Genomic DNA, 13,452 nt, shown 5'->3' on the forward strand with positions numbered 1-13,452 from the left:
GGGCGCCGGCCAGTGGCTGGAGGCCATGGCGCAGCTCGATTGCGAGGTGCTGGGCCTGGACTGGACGGTCAACCTGGCCAGGGCGCGCGCCCTGGTCGGCGAGCACGGGCCCCAGGCCAAGGCGCTGCAGGGCAACCTGGACCCGAACGTGCTGTTCGCCAACCCGGCCCAGATCGAGGCCGAGGCGGCCGCCGTGCTGGACAGCTTTGGCGCCCCCCATACCGATACCAGCCGGCCCGGGCCCACCCATATTTTTAACCTGGGCCACGGCATCAGCCAGCACACGCCGCCCGAAAGTGTGGAAGTGCTGGTGAACGCAGTGCACGCTCACTCTCGCAGCATGCGCACCGCGCGTAGCTGAATCCTTTCGCCTACCCCTTATTCCAGCCGGCCCGGGGCGTATTTCCACCATGGCTAGCACAAAACCGGGCCCCGCCGGCTGGACTTATGCACAAAAATCTTGTTGCGCCGCCGCAATGCAAGCACCCCGGTTCACCTCGCGCTATCAAAGCAATAGCGCGCGTAAGTTGTTGATTTATATAGAGACTTTAAATTGCTTTTTTTACGGGCAATTTAAGAAAAGCCTTGATTTACAAGGCTTCGCGACCTTCGCCGACAAGCTGTCAACAAAGTTATCCACAGAAAATCTGGAAATCTGTAAAGTGGCGCCAAATCAAGGACTTAGCGCATTGTCTGGATGTATTTCTCAAGAATTAAACACATTTAGTTACTCTGAATGAGCTATTGGCTGCAAGTCGTCGTCGCGGCGCCCGCGCACAGTTCCATCGCCGGGCCGCTGACTTACCAGAGTGAGTCGCCACTGCCGGTGGGCACGCTGGTGCGCGTGCCGCTGGGCCGGCGCGAGGTGCTGGGTGTGGTCTGGGAGCTGCAGGCCGACAGCGGCGCGCTGCTGGAAATGCAGACGCGCCACGTGGCCGGCGCGCTGGAAGGCCTGCCGCCCCTGTCCGCCACCTGGCGCAAGCTGGTGCAGTTCACCGCCACTTATTACCAGCGCTCGCTGGGCGAGGTGGCGCTGGCGGCGCTGCCGCCCCAGTTGCGCGACCTCAGCAATGTGCAACTGGCGCGGCGGCTCAAGCGCCCGGTGGCCGACACCAGCCGCGCGCCCGACGGCCGGGCCCTGTGGGCGCTGAGCGCGCAACAGGCCGCCGTGCTGGCCGAATTCCATGCCGACAGCCGGCCCGCGCTGCTGTTCGGCGCCACCGGCAGCGGCAAGACCGAGGTTTACCTGCGCGCCGCGGCCCGTGTGCTGGAGCTGGACCCGGCCGCCCAGGTGCTGGTGATGGTGCCCGAGATCAACCTCACGCCGCAGCTGCAGTCGCGCTTTGAAGCGCGTTTTGCCCACCTGGGCAAGGAACGCGTGGTGGCCCTGCACAGCGGCCTGACCCCGGCCCAACGCCTCAAAAGCTGGCTGGCGGCCCACGCCGGCCATGCCCGCCTGGTGCTGGGCACACGCATGGCGGTGTTCGCCTCCATGCCCAATCTGCGGCTGATCGTGGTCGACGAGGAACACGACCCCAGCTACAAGCAGCAGGAAGGCGCGCGTTATTCGGCGCGTGATCTGGCGATTTACCGCGCCAAGATCGAAACCGAAGACGCCGTGCATGCGCATGGCCCCTGCCGCGTGCTGCTGGGCTCGGCCACGCCCTCCCTGGAAAGCTGGCAGGCCACGCTGGCCGGACGCTACCAGCGCCTCATCATGGATGAGCGCATTGGCACAGGCATAACGCTCTCAACCGGCGAGGAGGTCGCCGCCTATCCCGCCGGGCCGCAACCGGAGCCCTACACGCCGCCCAAAGCCAGCGAACCCGGCCCCCCGGGCGACGCCGGCAGCCTGCCCACCGTGCGGCGCGTGGACATGAACCACCAGCCCAAGCACTGCATCATCGCGCCGCCGCTGCTGGACGCGATCGCCCAGCGCGTGGCGCGCGGCGAGCAGTCGCTGATCTTTTTGAACCGGCGCGGCTATGCGCCCGTCCTCGCCTGCCACGACTGCGGCTGGAAAAGCGAGTGCCCGCATTGCAGCGCGTTTCGCGTCTTCCACAAGATAGACCGCACCCTGCGCTGCCACCACTGCGGCTTCACCGAGCGCGTGCCGCGCGCCTGCCCGAGCTGCGGCAACATCGACATCGCCCCCGTGGGCCGCGGCACCGAGCGGCTCGAAGAGCACCTGGCCGAACTGCTGGCCGGCGTGAAGCGGCCCGACGGCGAGGCCGTGCGCATCGCCCGCATCGACGCCGACAGCACACGGCTCAAGGGCGCGCTCGAATCCCAGCTGGCCAGCGTGCACGCGGGCGAGGTCGACGTGCTGGTGGGCACGCAGATGATCGCCAAGGGCCACGACTTCCGCCACATCACGCTGGTCGCCGCCATCAACCCCGACGGCGCGCTGTTTTCCAGCGACTTCCGCGCGCCCGAGCGCCTGTTCAGCCTGCTGATGCAGGCCGGCGGCCGGGCCGGCCGCGACGCGCGCCACAGCGGCGCCAGCGAGATGTGGGTGCAGACCTTCCACCCCGAGCACCCGCTGTTCGCCGCGCTCAAGCGGCACGACTACGCGGGTTTTGCCGCGCAGCAGCTGGCCGAACGCGAAGCCGCCGGCATGTCGCCCTTCGGTTTTTCGGCCCTGGTGCGCGCCGAGGCGCGCACGCAGGAGGTGGCGCAAGGTTTCCTCAACGCGGCGGCGGCGCAAGCCGAAGCCCAACAACTTACCGGCAACGGCCAGGTCACGGCCTACCCGGCCGTGCCCATGACGATACAGCGCGTGGCGAATATCGAGCGCGCGCAGATGCTGGTGGAGAGCCCCTCGCGCGCGGCGCTGCAGCGTTTCCTCGCGGCCTGGCAACCGGTGCTGTTCGAGACGCGCCAGCAGGTGGAATTCAAGAGCCTGATTCGCTGGGCGATTGATGTGGATCCGATTGCGATTTGATGGAGTGGTGGACGGCTCGCGATAGCTTCAAAGCAACCGCCATGACAAATGATATGAAGGACCAGACGGCGTGTAGCGGCGATCGCTTTCAGTAAACGTCATTTCCGCCTTGGCGCGCCTTGCGCCGCTTGGTATTGACTCTCGGCTGGTCTTGAGGACGGAGTTGATTTCATCCCAGCGCTCGTTTGTACCGGGATTGCCCGGGTGTTTCTCGACACCCACTCTTCCCGCCTCGTAATCGTCGTTCCAGCTCACAAAGATTTTCCACTGCTCTTGCTCAAGCGAAAGCTCTGCCGCCGGGATGGGCCATACGAGGAACGTCGCCCCATATTCGTCTTCCTGTTCATCGAACTGGGACACGAAGCGATGAGGCTTGCCGTCAATGCTGGCGACCCCAGCGCGTGGCCCGTCGTACCACTCATTTTCAACATAGACCTGTTCTGGTGGACCAAACTCTGTCATAGGGTTAGAGGGCTGGGGGCCGGTTGACCTGGGCATGTCCTCGATTGAAAGGTTTAGGCGCTTGCTTCAATTGGGGACGGCGATTGAGCGACTGCATCGATGAACCCTGTACAGCCAGATTGCGTGCATGCGTACCAGCGATTTTCAGTGAAATGGCAGTCTCCGCCCAGGTTGCTTTTGGCGAACACGCAGTCGATGAATTGGCATTCAGTGAAGCTGCAGCCTGCAAATGAGGTCCCGCGAAAGATGCATCTTTTGAATTTGACGTTCACAAATGTTGCGGTGTTGAACAGGCCCCAATACCACTCCGATTCTTCAATGACACAGCCAACGAGAACACCGCCGAAACCGCTACCTTCAATATCAAGCTTGCTGAAGTTGCAGTATTTGAACGACCCTTCATCCCAGCCTTTTGGCAGTGAGCCTTGGTCAAAATCAGTGCTCTCAACGTAGATGTTCATGGGGAATCTGACATAAGTGGTTTGAGTAAAGCGCCTGACGTAATGTATGCCGCAAAATGCCGCGGCATGAGTTGGCGGCTTCAACCACAAAAAAAGGTTGCGGGTGCGGTGCTCACACGGCCACGGTCCGCCGCTCCTGCCGCGCAGGAAACGCATTCCCTTCAGTGACCTGCCGCCAGCTCTCCTGCCCCATCCAACCACGCAGCGCCATCACACCCTTGGGCGTGATCTCCAGCGCCCGCATGCCCTGGCGGCGCAACAACCAGCCGCGCTCCAAGCTGTGCGTGCAAATCAGCGTGCCCAGTTGCCCGGCCACGTGGAAGCGCCGCTCGCTCCAGTCCAGGCACGGCCGGCAATAAGGACGCCGGGTGCCGGTGCCGGGCAGCGAAGCCGCCAGGTCAATGCCCAGGCGAGCCAGCACGGCGCCGGCCTTGTCCGTTGCGTGGCCGGCCTCGCCGTCAAACACAACCGCGCCGTCGGCGACCAGGTGCTGGGCAATGGCCACGCCGAGCCGCCCGGCGATGTGGTCGTAGCAGCTGCGCGCCATGCGCATGGCGGCGTCCTTGGGGCCGGGCACCACGGCGCGGCGCAGCGGGGGCGCGTTCTGCGCCGCGAGCTGGGTGATGCCTTCGAGCACGCGGGCCACCTCGGCCGAGGCCAGGCGGTGGTAGCGGTGCCGGCCGTGCTGCTCCACGCGCAGCAGGCCGCCTTCGACCAACAGCGCCAAGTGGCGGCTGGCGGTTTGCGGCGACACATTGCCGGCGCCGGCCAGTTCGTGGGCGGTGAGGGATCGGCCGTCCAGCAGTTCCATCAGCATGGCGGTGCGGGCCGGTTCGCCGACCAGCGAGGCGATGTGGGCGATCTGGTTGGTGTTCATAAATAAGGTCTCTTTAGCCCCCACCTTAGCAGCATCAGGGAGCCCATGCTTCGCTCCAGGGCGAAGCATGTCGGGCCCTCTTCACCGCACCATGGGCGCCATGCCCTACAAGGAGAAACCCATGGAACTGCCCATCACCCCCACCCTCCAGCCGCCCGCGCCACGCGCCTTTTTTGGCGCCACCGTGGTGCGTGCCGCTTTTGTGCTGGCCATCTTCGGCTGGGGCATAGGTTTTTACAGCCCGGCGATTTTTCTGCATGCGGTGCTGGCGCGCACCGGCTGGGCGCTGCCGCTGGTATCCAGCGCGGTGACCTTTCATTTTTTGTTCGGCGCGGGGGTGGTGGCCTGCCTGCCGCGCATACACGCGCGTCTCGGCGTGGCCGCCACCACGGCCGCCGGCGCCGCCGCGCTGGCGCTGGGCCTGATGGGCTGGGCGCTGGCCGCGCAGCCCTGGCAATTGTTGATGGCCGCGCTGCTGACGGGCGGCGGCTGGGTCACCATGGGCGCGGCGGGCATCAACGCCATCATCTCGCCCTGGTTTGCGCGCGGCCGGCCCATGGCATTGGCCAAGGCCTATAACGGCGCCAGCCTGGGCGGGGTGATTTTTTCGCCGCTGTGGGGTGCGCTGATTGCCGCGCTGGGCTTTACCGCCGCCACCGTGCTGGTGGGCGCGGCCATGCTGGCCGTCGTGGGCTGCCTGAGTTTCTGGGTGGTAGCGCAGACGCCCGAGCGCCTGGGCCAGCGGCCCGACGGTGATGCGCCGGGCACACCCTCGCCCAGTCTCACCTCGATGCACGCCAGGCCGCTGCCGGGCCGGCTGCTGTGGCGCGACCGCGGCTTTCGCACGCTGGCCGCCGCCATGGCGCTGAGCCTGTTCGCGCAGGCCGGGCTGATCACGCACCTCTATTCGCTGCTGGTCTCGGCGCTGGGCGCCCAGGGTGCGGGCCTGGCGATGGCGCTGGCGACGGCCTGCGCCATTGGCGGGCGCACCGTGGTCGCCAAATGCATGCCGGCTGGCGCCGAGCGCCGGCTGGTCGCGAGTGTGAGCTATGCGGTGCAGATTGCCGGCTCGCTGGCCCTGGCCTGTGCGGCGGAACACCAGACCGCGCTGATCCTGCTGGGCGTGGTGCTGTTCGGTGTCGGCATCGGCAACGCGACTTCGCTGCCGCCGCTGGTGGCGCAGGTGGAGTTCGTCAAGGAGGACGTGGCGCGCGTGGTGGCGCTGATCGTCGCCATGTCGCAAGGCCTGTGGGCGCTGGCGCCGGCCACGTTTGCGCTGCTGCTGGTGACGGGCAACGGAGGCCCGGCGCACCTGGGTGCGGGCACAGGCCTGTACTTCGGCGCGACGGTGCTGCTGCAACTGGCAGCGATTGCCTGCATGCTGGGCGGCCGCAAGCCCGCGGGCTGAACGCCCGTCAACCCAGGCGCGGCGTGGCGTCCGGCAAACAGGCCGCGGCGCGCGCCAGCAGCAGCTCGCGTTCACGCAGGTTGCGCGTGAGCGAGGCGGCGCGTTCGAACTCGGCATGGGCTTCGTCAAAGCGGCCCAGCTTGAACAAAAAGTCGCCGCGCACGCTGGGCAGCAGGTGGTAGTTTTTCATCAAGGGCTCGGCCAGCAGCGCATCGGCCACCTCCAGCCCGGTGGCCGGGCCGAAAGCCATGGCCAGCGCCACGGCGCGGTTGAGTTCCACCACCGGCGAGGGCGCGAGCTGCGCCAGCGCGTCATACAGCGCGGCGATGCGCTGCCAGTCGGTATCGGCGCCGGTAGGCGCGCGCGCATGACAGGCGGCGATGGCGGCCTGCAGCGCATACGGCCCCAGCGCGCCGCCCAGGGCCTCGGCGCGTGCCAATGCGGCCAGGCCGCGGCGTATCAGGATATGGTCCCAGCGCGCACGGTTCTGGTCCAGCAACAGAATCGGCTCGCCCGAAGGCCCGGTGCGCGCCTTGGCGCGCGAGGCCTGGATTTCCATGAGGGCGACCAGGCCGTGGACTTCGGGTTCCTGCGTCGCGAGTTCGGCCAGCACGCGCCCCAGCCGCAAGGCTTCGTCGCAGAGCGCGGGCCGCATCCAGTTGCCGCCCGAGGTGGCCGAGTAACCCTCGTTGAAGATCAGGTAGATGACCTCCAGCACCGAGGCCAGCCTTGTGTTGCGCTCTTCGGGGCCGGGCACCTCAAAAGGCACGCGCGCCTCGGCCAGGGTGCGCTTGGCGCGCACGATGCGCTGGGCCACCGTGGGCTCGGGCACCAGGAAGGCGCGCGCGATCTCGTCGGTGCTCAGGCCGCCCAGCAGCCGCAGCGTGAGGGCGATGCGCGCCTCGGTGGACAGCACCGGGTGGCAGGCGGTGAAGATCAGGCGCAGCAGGTCGTCGCCGTAGTCGTCCGCGCCGTCGTCGCCGGAGCCGGGCTCGTCTACATCGGCAAAAGCCATGTCCTGCTCCATCTCGAGTTCGCGGCCCAGCTCTTCATGCTTGAGCGCGAGCAGCTTGCGCCGCCGCAGGTAATCGATGGCGCGGTGCTTGGCGACGGCCATGAGCCAGGCGCCCGGGTTGTCCGGCACGCCTGTCTTGGGCCAGCGCTCAAGCGCCGTGACCAGCGCGTCCTGCGCGATCTCCTCGGCCAGGCCCACCTCCTGCACCATGCGCGCGACCTTGGCGATGACCTTGGCCGACTCGATGCGCCAGACGGCGTCGATGGCGCGGTGGGTTTCATGCGACGCCATGCGGCCTCAGGCGCCCTTGCCCTGGTTCTTTCCGCTGGGCGCCTGCTGCATCTCGGTGAAGCCGGCGGCCGCTTGCTGCACGTCGGGCGGGAAGTCCGACATCTCCTGCACCTGGCGCACCTCGATGACCTCGTTTTCACCGCCGGGGCAACGCGAGGCCCAGCGTATGGCCTCCTCGCGTGAGGCCACGTTGATCATCCAGAAGCCGCCCAGCACCTCACGCGCTTCGGCAAACGGGCCGTCGACCACGCGCGGCTTGCCGCCGGGAAAACTCACGCGCGCGCCCATGGAGGGCGGGTGCAGGCCTTCGAGCGAAAGCAGCACGCCGGCTTTTTGCAGTTCTTCGTTGTATTTCATCATCGCGGCCACGGCGTCGGCGCTGGGCAGGGTGCCGGCGGCGGCGCTTTCGTAGCCTTTGGGGATCATCAGCATCATGAATCGCATTTGAATACTCCTTGGGTGTGGGGTGGGTGGGTCAGCCTTGCTTTTCCGCGGCGGCCTTCATGGCGGCCAGGCCGTCCTCAAAGTCCTTGCCCACCATCTTGTCCATATTGAAGAACACCTGCATGACCCTGGACAGCAGCGGTGCCGGGCCGGCCATCTCCCAGCTCACGGTGGTGCTGCCGCCGGCCTGCGGCTGGATGCTGAACACCACCTTGTTGTGGGCCTCGAAGGGCTTGCTGAAGTTGAGGTCAATCCTGACCACGGAGGACGGCACGGACTCGGTGATCAGCATGTCGCCGACGCCGACCTCCTTGCTGTCCCAGGCGTAGGCCGCGCCCTTGCCGGCGGCCGGGCCGCTGAAGCTGCGCTTCATGGCCGGGTCTTTCTTTTCGTAAGGCGACCAGGCGCCCCAGTTTTTGTAGTCGTTGATCAGCGGAAAGATTTTTTCGGGCGGCGCCTGGATGCTGGCCTGGCGCTGGACGCGGAAGGTGTCGGGCTTGCCGGAGGCAAGCACCAGCACGGTCACGATAAAAAGGACTATCGCGACGGCGGCAATGATGGCTATGGTCTTGAACATGTAAATCCCCTTGTTGGTGTTCGTTCACTTCATGAATGGCGAGCGCCGGGTTTAGGGGCCCCACGCTGTGCGGCCCGCAAAAAAACGTCTGCTCACCACCACGACGAACGGAAAACGCGAAATCGACATGCCCGGCCAAAAAATTTCAAAAAATTTTTGGCCGGGGCCCTGAGGCTCAGGCCATGCCGAAGTCAGCCATTTCATAGAGCAGCCGGATTTCGACCTCGACCTCTTCCGTATCGCGGAACGGGAAGGGATAGTCCAGCGCCCAGTCCACCGCCGCCTGCAGCGAGCGCGCCTGGATGATCCAGAAACCCGCCAGCAATTCCTTGGCCTCGGCAAATGGCCCATCCATCACGCTCGGTTTACCCCGGGTGAATTTGAGGCGGGATGCGCTGGCGCTGGGCTTGAGGCCCTCGCCCATCAGCAGCACGCCGGCCTTGACCGCTTCGTCGTTGTGCCGGGCCATGCGCCCCAGCCACTGGCTGTCGGGCACGATGCCGGCTTCGGCCCTGTCATTGGCCTTGAGCAGAATCATGAAACGGCGAAAGCCCTGAGGCAGGGCCGGCGCGCCCTCACCGGCCACACCGCGCAGGCCGCCGGGGCAGCCGCCCTCGCGGATTTCCAGCGCGCTGTTGCCATCGGCATCCTCCTGCGGCCAGCGTTTGAGCCATTCAATGACCTCCTCGCGCGAGGCGGCTTCCACCATGGTGAAGCCGGCGATCAGTTCCTTGGATTCGGTGAAGGGGCCGTCTATCACCGTGGGCTTGCCGCCAGAAAAGCGAATGCGCGCGCCCTTGGCGCTGGGCTGCAGGCCAACGCCTCCCAGCAACATGCCGGCTTTCGCCAGCTCCTCGTTGTAGGCGCCCATGGCGGCCAGCAGCGCGGGGCTGGGCAGTTCGCCGGCTTCGGTCGCGGCATCGGCTTTGCGCAGGATCATGAATTGCATGCGTGCTGTCTCCTAAAGACGGCGACCCCAATGCCGCCGTCCCCCGGTTTTTACCTCAAACGCAAGACCCGCGCGTTTCAGCGCTGCGCCTCGACCTGCCGGCGCAGGCGCTCCTCGGCCTCGCGCAGTTCGGGCGTGAACTCGGCGCCGAAGTCTTCGGCCGAAAACACCTGGCGGATCTCGATTTCAGCTTCGCTCTCCAGCGGAAAGGGGGCGCGCTTGACCCATTCAATCGCTTCCTCTTTCGACGAGACCTGCAGCATCCAGAAACCGGCCACCAGCTCCTTGGTTTCGGGGAAAGGCCCGTCGGTCACGGTGCGTTTGCCGCCGGAAAACTTGACGCGCGCGCCTTTGGCGCTGGGGTGCAGCCCCTCGCCCGCGAGCATGACGCCGGCCTTGACCAGCGATTCGTTGAACTTGCCCATATCGGCCAGCAGCTGTTCGCTGGGCATTTCGCCGGCTTCGCTGTGTTTGTCGGCTTTGACGAGGACCATGAATTTCATATCGGACTCCTTAGGGGTTGTGTAGGGAGCGGAGAGCCCGGACCACCCGGGCAGAAACATCCTGCTCTCAGGGGTACGACGAATGGTTTGAGCGAAATCGACAGTGTGGATACGCTTTTTTCACAATATCCGACAAATAAATGGAAGCAGTCCTGGCCGGAAATTGAGTCTGAATTTATCCGCAGATTTCGCAGATTTACGCAGATTGAAAACAGCATCGTCGTCGTCAAAACGACACTTTTATCTTCCTGTGCCACTCGCCCGACTTTTCACATGAAGGTCTTTGTGTGCGTAAATCTGCGTAATCTGTGGATATGGATTCTTCCGCAGTTTCTGCGGATAAATGCAAAGGGTTTGTGTGCGGGTTCTCAGGCCAGCAAGGCCACGGCCGCCGAGAAGCTGAAGAAGGCGAGCACGGTGGACAGCAGGATGATGCGCGCGATGCGGCCGTTGTCGGCGCCGAAGCGCTCGGCCAGCATCGCGACATTGCTGGCGCTGGGCAGGGCCGCCACCAGCACGATCACGACGAGCGCGGAGCGCTGCAAAGGCACGCCCAGCGCGATGGCGCCCAGCCCCACCGCGCCCACCAGCAACGGGTGCAGCACCAGCTTGACCAGGACAACCGGCACATAGTCCCTGAGCGGCGTGGCCTGCGTGCTGTTCATCTGGGAGCGGGCCAGCACCGCGCCTATGGTGAACAGCGCCACCGGCGAGGCCGCGTCGGCCAGCAGCCCCACGGTCTGCATCACCGGCCCGGGCAAGGCCAGGCCCAGGCCGGAGGACAGCGCGCCCAGCACAATGGCCCAGGGCATGGGATTGAGCGCCACGCCCTTGAGCGCGTTCTGCGCGGCGACCTCGGCGCCGTGGATGTCGGCCGAGTCCAGCCGAGACAGCGCGATGCACAGCGAACTCGTGACCAGCAGGTCGACCAGGATGGTGACGATGGCCGGGCCGGCGGCCTGCGCGCCCAGCAGCGCCACCAGCAGCGGCACGCCCATGAAACCGGTGTTGGGAAAGGCCGCGACCAGCGCGCCGAAGGAGGCGTCGTTCCAGGCGATGCGGCCTTTGCGCGTGAGCACCACGGTGAAGGCCACGATCAGCAGCGCGCACAGCAGGTAGACGGCGACCAGGCTGGCATCCAGCAGCTGCGCAATCGGCGTGCCGGCGCCGAAGCGGTAGAGCATGCAGGGCAGCGCGAAATACAGCACAAAGGTGTTGAGGCCGGGAATGGCCAGCTGCGGAAGCAGGCCGCGGCGCGCGGCAAGGTAGCCGCACAGCACCAGGGCGAAAAAAGGGAAAGTGACAAAAAGAATGCTGAGCACGGCGCTGATTGTCGCCCACGCCTGGCGCAGGGGCGCGCGGCAAGGCTACGCCTGCCTGTCGAGGGAGAAAAAATGGCGGCAGCGCAGGAAGCTCCTGCGCTGCCGCTACTTATGACAGGGCAAATGATGGCGGGACAGCTGGCAAGCGGCGTGAACCAGACAGGAATCCCGCCGACCTGTCGCCGAACGCCTGGCATTCGCCCGGCGCCGCCGCTTTAAAAGCTGTGCGCAATGCCCGCATAAATGGTTCTTTGCGACTGGTTGACCGCCGGATTGCCCGAGACCCCGTCCACCCCGAAGTTGGCGCCATTGGAGTTGCTGACGTTGCCGAATGTCGCGTACAGCAGCGTGCGCTTGGACATGCTGTAGTCCGCGCCCACCATGCCCAGGGTGGCCTTGCCGGCGACGCGATCGGACTTGACGTGGAAGACCGAACCGATCAGCGTCAGCGCGGGCGTCACGTCGTAGCGAACGCCGACCCAGGCATGCTTGAGCTTGGACGCGGCGGCGAGGGTCGCCTCGGGTGCGGTGATGTAGTCGTAGGCCGCATACAGCTTGGCCGGGCCGAACTTGTAGGTGCCGCCGATGATGGTTTCCTTGGAGGTGCTGAAAACATCCGTGAAGGTGCCGGCGGCATTGTGGCGCTGGGAATAGATGGCGCGCAGCATCAGGTCCTGGTTCGCGTAGGTCAGCGAAATACCTTCACCGCGGTTGGCCTTGCTGTTGCCCGCCTGTTCGCCCAGCGAGATCTGCGCGGTGGCGTTGAAGCCGCCCATGTTCGGCGTTGAATATTCGACCACGTTGTTGGCCCCGGGCCAGTTGCGGCCCCTGACCAAGGTGGCGCTGCCCACCCACTGCTGGCCGGTCGGGTCCAGGTCCCACACATCATTGCTGATGAACAGGTTCTTGCCGAGGCGGAAGCTGCCCCAGCTGTCGTTGGACAGACCGACATAGGCGCGGCGGTTGAACAGCGCCCCGCCGGTCGAGCCGTTTTTAAGTTCGAAACCGCTTTCGAGAAGGAAGTTGGCCGCCAGGCCGCCCCCCAGGTCTTCTTTGCCTTTCATGCCCCACATGCTGGTGCCCCACTGGTTGCTGGCCACCATGGATTTGGAGAAGCTGGCATTGGCCACCGGGTCAAACACATGGTCGATATAGGCCAGGCCTGAAACGACCCGCCCATACAAGGTGACGGTGGACTGGGCAGAGGCTATTTGTGGCGCCAGCACGGCCGCGCAGGCAACACCCAGGGAGATAGTACGTAAAGCAGCTTTCATGGTTTGTCTCTTTTCTATGGTTGGATTGAGTCGGTTGAAGAAGTCCGGATATGCCCATTCGCCGGCATGGCTGCCCAGAGCGAACCCGGTTCGGGCGGGGAAACTTGGTCATTGCGGTCAGCGGGCAGGCAAAGCCCGGTCCAGGTGCACATAACCGCCATCGGGATGAATCCACTGGCCGGTGGTGTGTGAAGCGCGGTCGGACAGCAGGAACACCACCGTGTCGGCAATTTCGCGGTCGCTTGTCATGCGCTGGCCCAGGGGAATGCGGGCCGTGATGTCGGCGAGCGCCGCCGCCGGGTCTGCGAAGGTCTTGAGCCAGCTTTCATAGAGCGGCGTCATGACTTCGGCCGGCAGCACCGCATTGACGCGCACGCCATGCGGCGCCAGGGCGGCGGCCCATTCGCGCGTCAAGCCCAGTTGCGCCGCCTTGGCCGCGACGTAGCCGCTGGTGTTGCCCTGACCGGTGAGCGCCGTCTTGGAGGAAATATTGACGATGGCGCCGCGCCTGGCCTTGAGCTGGTCCAGGCACAGGTGGGCCATCAGGTAGCAGTGCGTCAGGTTGGACTCCAGCGAGCGCACAAAGGCCTCACGGCCCGCCTCCAGGCCGACGCTGTCGTTGACGCCGGCATTGTTGACCAGCGCATCAATGCCGCCGAATTCAGCCACGGTGCCCTGCACCGCGGCCCGGCAGGCGGCTTCATCCTCAAGGTTCAGCTGGAAAAATCCGTGGCGGCCGCCGATCTCGCGCAAGGCCGCGGAAAACGCCGGCAGCAAGGGACTGCGGCCGAGGATCACCGGCACGGCGCCCTCCCGCGCCAGCTGCAGACTGATGGCCCCGCCGATTCCGGCGCCCCCGCCGGTGACGATGACAATTTTGTTGTGAAGGTGCAAATCCATCAACGGGCTCCGGTCCTGGGTGTTG

General features: G+C 65.6%; 15 protein-coding genes and 1 pseudogene. 4 read left to right on the plus strand and 12 right to left on the minus strand.

Features of this window, described 5'->3' with window-relative positions:
• The 3 genes from PMI15_RS02855 to priA all read left to right on the plus strand — a co-directional run.
• Positions 1–361: uroporphyrinogen decarboxylase family protein (locus tag PMI15_RS02855; protein ID WP_007863456.1), on the plus strand; the 361-nt coding region annotated here is incomplete at its 5' end.
• Between the two features lie 49 nt (positions 362–410).
• Positions 411–740, plus strand: coding sequence for a hypothetical protein (locus PMI15_RS24650; protein WP_157214515.1), 330 nt, complete (start codon positions 411–413; stop codon positions 738–740).
• Positions 737–2,944 (plus strand): primosomal protein N', encoded by a 2,208-nt coding sequence (gene priA / locus PMI15_RS02860; protein ID WP_007863457.1) that lies wholly within the window; start codon positions 737–739, stop codon positions 2,942–2,944. Before PMI15_RS24650 ends, priA begins: the two co-directional genes overlap by 4 nt.
• Before the next feature lie 27 nt (positions 2,945–2,971).
• Here the strand turns inward: priA and PMI15_RS24655 are convergent, their stop codons facing one another.
• The 3 genes from PMI15_RS24655 to PMI15_RS02865 all read right to left on the minus strand — a co-directional run bounded on the left by PMI15_RS24655 (position 2,972) and on the right by PMI15_RS02865 (position 4,744).
• Positions 2,972–3,406: a hypothetical protein gene (locus tag PMI15_RS24655; protein WP_157214516.1), complete on the minus strand. Its 435-nt coding sequence runs from the start codon at positions 3,404–3,406 to the stop codon at positions 2,972–2,974.
• A gap of 53 nt (positions 3,407–3,459) precedes the next feature.
• Positions 3,460–3,867, minus strand: coding sequence for a pentapeptide repeat-containing protein (locus tag PMI15_RS24270; RefSeq protein ID WP_007863458.1), 408 nt, complete (start codon positions 3,865–3,867; stop codon positions 3,460–3,462).
• Between the two features lie 112 nt (positions 3,868–3,979).
• Positions 3,980–4,744 carry a helix-turn-helix transcriptional regulator gene (locus PMI15_RS02865; RefSeq protein ID WP_007863459.1) on the minus strand — a complete coding sequence of 255 codons (765 nt, stop codon included), beginning with the start codon at positions 4,742–4,744 and terminating at the stop codon, positions 3,980–3,982.
• Between the two features lie 121 nt (positions 4,745–4,865).
• On the opposite strand from PMI15_RS02865, the gene PMI15_RS02870 reads away from it, so the two are divergent.
• Positions 4,866–6,152: an MFS transporter gene (locus PMI15_RS02870; protein WP_051001909.1), complete on the plus strand. Its 1,287-nt coding sequence runs from the start codon at positions 4,866–4,868 to the stop codon at positions 6,150–6,152.
• Positions 6,153–6,159: 7 nt separating this feature from the next.
• On the opposite strand, the gene PMI15_RS02875 is transcribed toward PMI15_RS02870, so the two are convergent.
• From PMI15_RS02875 to PMI15_RS02910, 9 genes and pseudogenes are all read right to left on the minus strand, one after another.
• Positions 6,160–7,458: an RNA polymerase sigma factor gene (locus PMI15_RS02875; RefSeq protein WP_007863461.1), complete on the minus strand. Its 1,299-nt coding sequence runs from the start codon at positions 7,456–7,458 to the stop codon at positions 6,160–6,162.
• 6 nt (positions 7,459–7,464) lie between these two features.
• Positions 7,465–7,902 carry a YciI family protein gene (locus PMI15_RS02880; RefSeq protein WP_007863462.1) on the minus strand — a complete coding sequence of 146 codons (438 nt, stop codon included), beginning with the start codon at positions 7,900–7,902 and terminating at the stop codon, positions 7,465–7,467.
• 31 nt (positions 7,903–7,933) lie between these two features.
• A complete protein-coding gene (locus PMI15_RS02885; protein ID WP_007863463.1) occupies positions 7,934–8,479 on the minus strand; it encodes an SRPBCC family protein in 546 nt (181 codons plus the stop codon).
• A 175-nt stretch (positions 8,480–8,654) separates the two neighbouring features.
• Positions 8,655–9,017 (minus strand): YciI family protein, encoded by a 363-nt coding sequence (locus PMI15_RS25245; RefSeq protein WP_238541062.1) that lies wholly within the window; start codon positions 9,015–9,017, stop codon positions 8,655–8,657.
• 75 nt (positions 9,018–9,092) lie between these two features.
• Positions 9,093–9,428, minus strand: a pseudogene (locus PMI15_RS25250) (YciI family protein); the annotation flags it as partial.
• A 77-nt stretch (positions 9,429–9,505) separates the two neighbouring features.
• Positions 9,506–9,931 carry a YciI family protein gene (locus PMI15_RS02895; protein WP_007863465.1) on the minus strand — a complete coding sequence of 142 codons (426 nt, stop codon included), beginning with the start codon at positions 9,929–9,931 and terminating at the stop codon, positions 9,506–9,508.
• Positions 9,932–10,299: 368 nt separating this feature from the next.
• Entirely contained in the window at positions 10,300–11,253 is a 954-nt protein-coding gene (locus PMI15_RS02900; RefSeq protein WP_007863466.1) for an AEC family transporter, read from the minus strand.
• A 215-nt stretch (positions 11,254–11,468) separates the two neighbouring features.
• Entirely contained in the window at positions 11,469–12,527 is a 1,059-nt protein-coding gene (locus PMI15_RS02905; RefSeq protein ID WP_007863467.1) for a porin, read from the minus strand.
• 117 nt (positions 12,528–12,644) lie between these two features.
• Entirely contained in the window at positions 12,645–13,427 is a 783-nt protein-coding gene (locus tag PMI15_RS02910; protein WP_007863468.1) for an SDR family oxidoreductase, read from the minus strand.
• Between the last annotated feature and the right edge of the window lie 25 nt (positions 13,428–13,452).

Source organism: Polaromonas sp. CF318 (assembly GCF_000282655.1).
GTDB lineage: Bacteria > Pseudomonadota > Gammaproteobacteria > Burkholderiales > Burkholderiaceae_C > Polaromonas.

Coding starts and splice junctions, on each gene's coding strand:
- PMI15_RS24650 (WP_157214515.1), top strand. CDS start 411: ATGGCTAGCACAAAACCGGGCCCCGCCGGCTGGACTTATGCACAAAAA.
- priA (WP_007863457.1), top strand. CDS start 737: ATGAGCTATTGGCTGCAAGTCGTCGTCGCGGCGCCCGCGCACAGTTCC.
- PMI15_RS24655 (WP_157214516.1), bottom strand. CDS start 3,406: ATGACAGAGTTTGGTCCACCAGAACAGGTCTATGTTGAAAATGAGTGG.
- PMI15_RS24270 (WP_007863458.1), bottom strand. CDS start 3,867: ATGAACATCTACGTTGAGAGCACTGATTTTGACCAAGGCTCACTGCCA.
- PMI15_RS02865 (WP_007863459.1), bottom strand. CDS start 4,744: ATGAACACCAACCAGATCGCCCACATCGCCTCGCTGGTCGGCGAACCG.
- PMI15_RS02870 (WP_051001909.1), top strand. CDS start 4,866: ATGGAACTGCCCATCACCCCCACCCTCCAGCCGCCCGCGCCACGCGCC.
- PMI15_RS02875 (WP_007863461.1), bottom strand. CDS start 7,458: ATGGCGTCGCATGAAACCCACCGCGCCATCGACGCCGTCTGGCGCATC.
- PMI15_RS02880 (WP_007863462.1), bottom strand. CDS start 7,902: ATGCGATTCATGATGCTGATGATCCCCAAAGGCTACGAAAGCGCCGCC.
- PMI15_RS02885 (WP_007863463.1), bottom strand. CDS start 8,479: ATGTTCAAGACCATAGCCATCATTGCCGCCGTCGCGATAGTCCTTTTT.
- PMI15_RS25245 (WP_238541062.1), bottom strand. CDS start 9,017: ATGATTCTGCTCAAGGCCAATGACAGGGCCGAAGCCGGCATCGTGCCC.
- PMI15_RS02895 (WP_007863465.1), bottom strand. CDS start 9,931: ATGAAATTCATGGTCCTCGTCAAAGCCGACAAACACAGCGAAGCCGGC.
- PMI15_RS02905 (WP_007863467.1), bottom strand. CDS start 12,527: ATGAAAGCTGCTTTACGTACTATCTCCCTGGGTGTTGCCTGCGCGGCC.
- PMI15_RS02910 (WP_007863468.1), bottom strand. CDS start 13,427: ATGGATTTGCACCTTCACAACAAAATTGTCATCGTCACCGGCGGGGGC.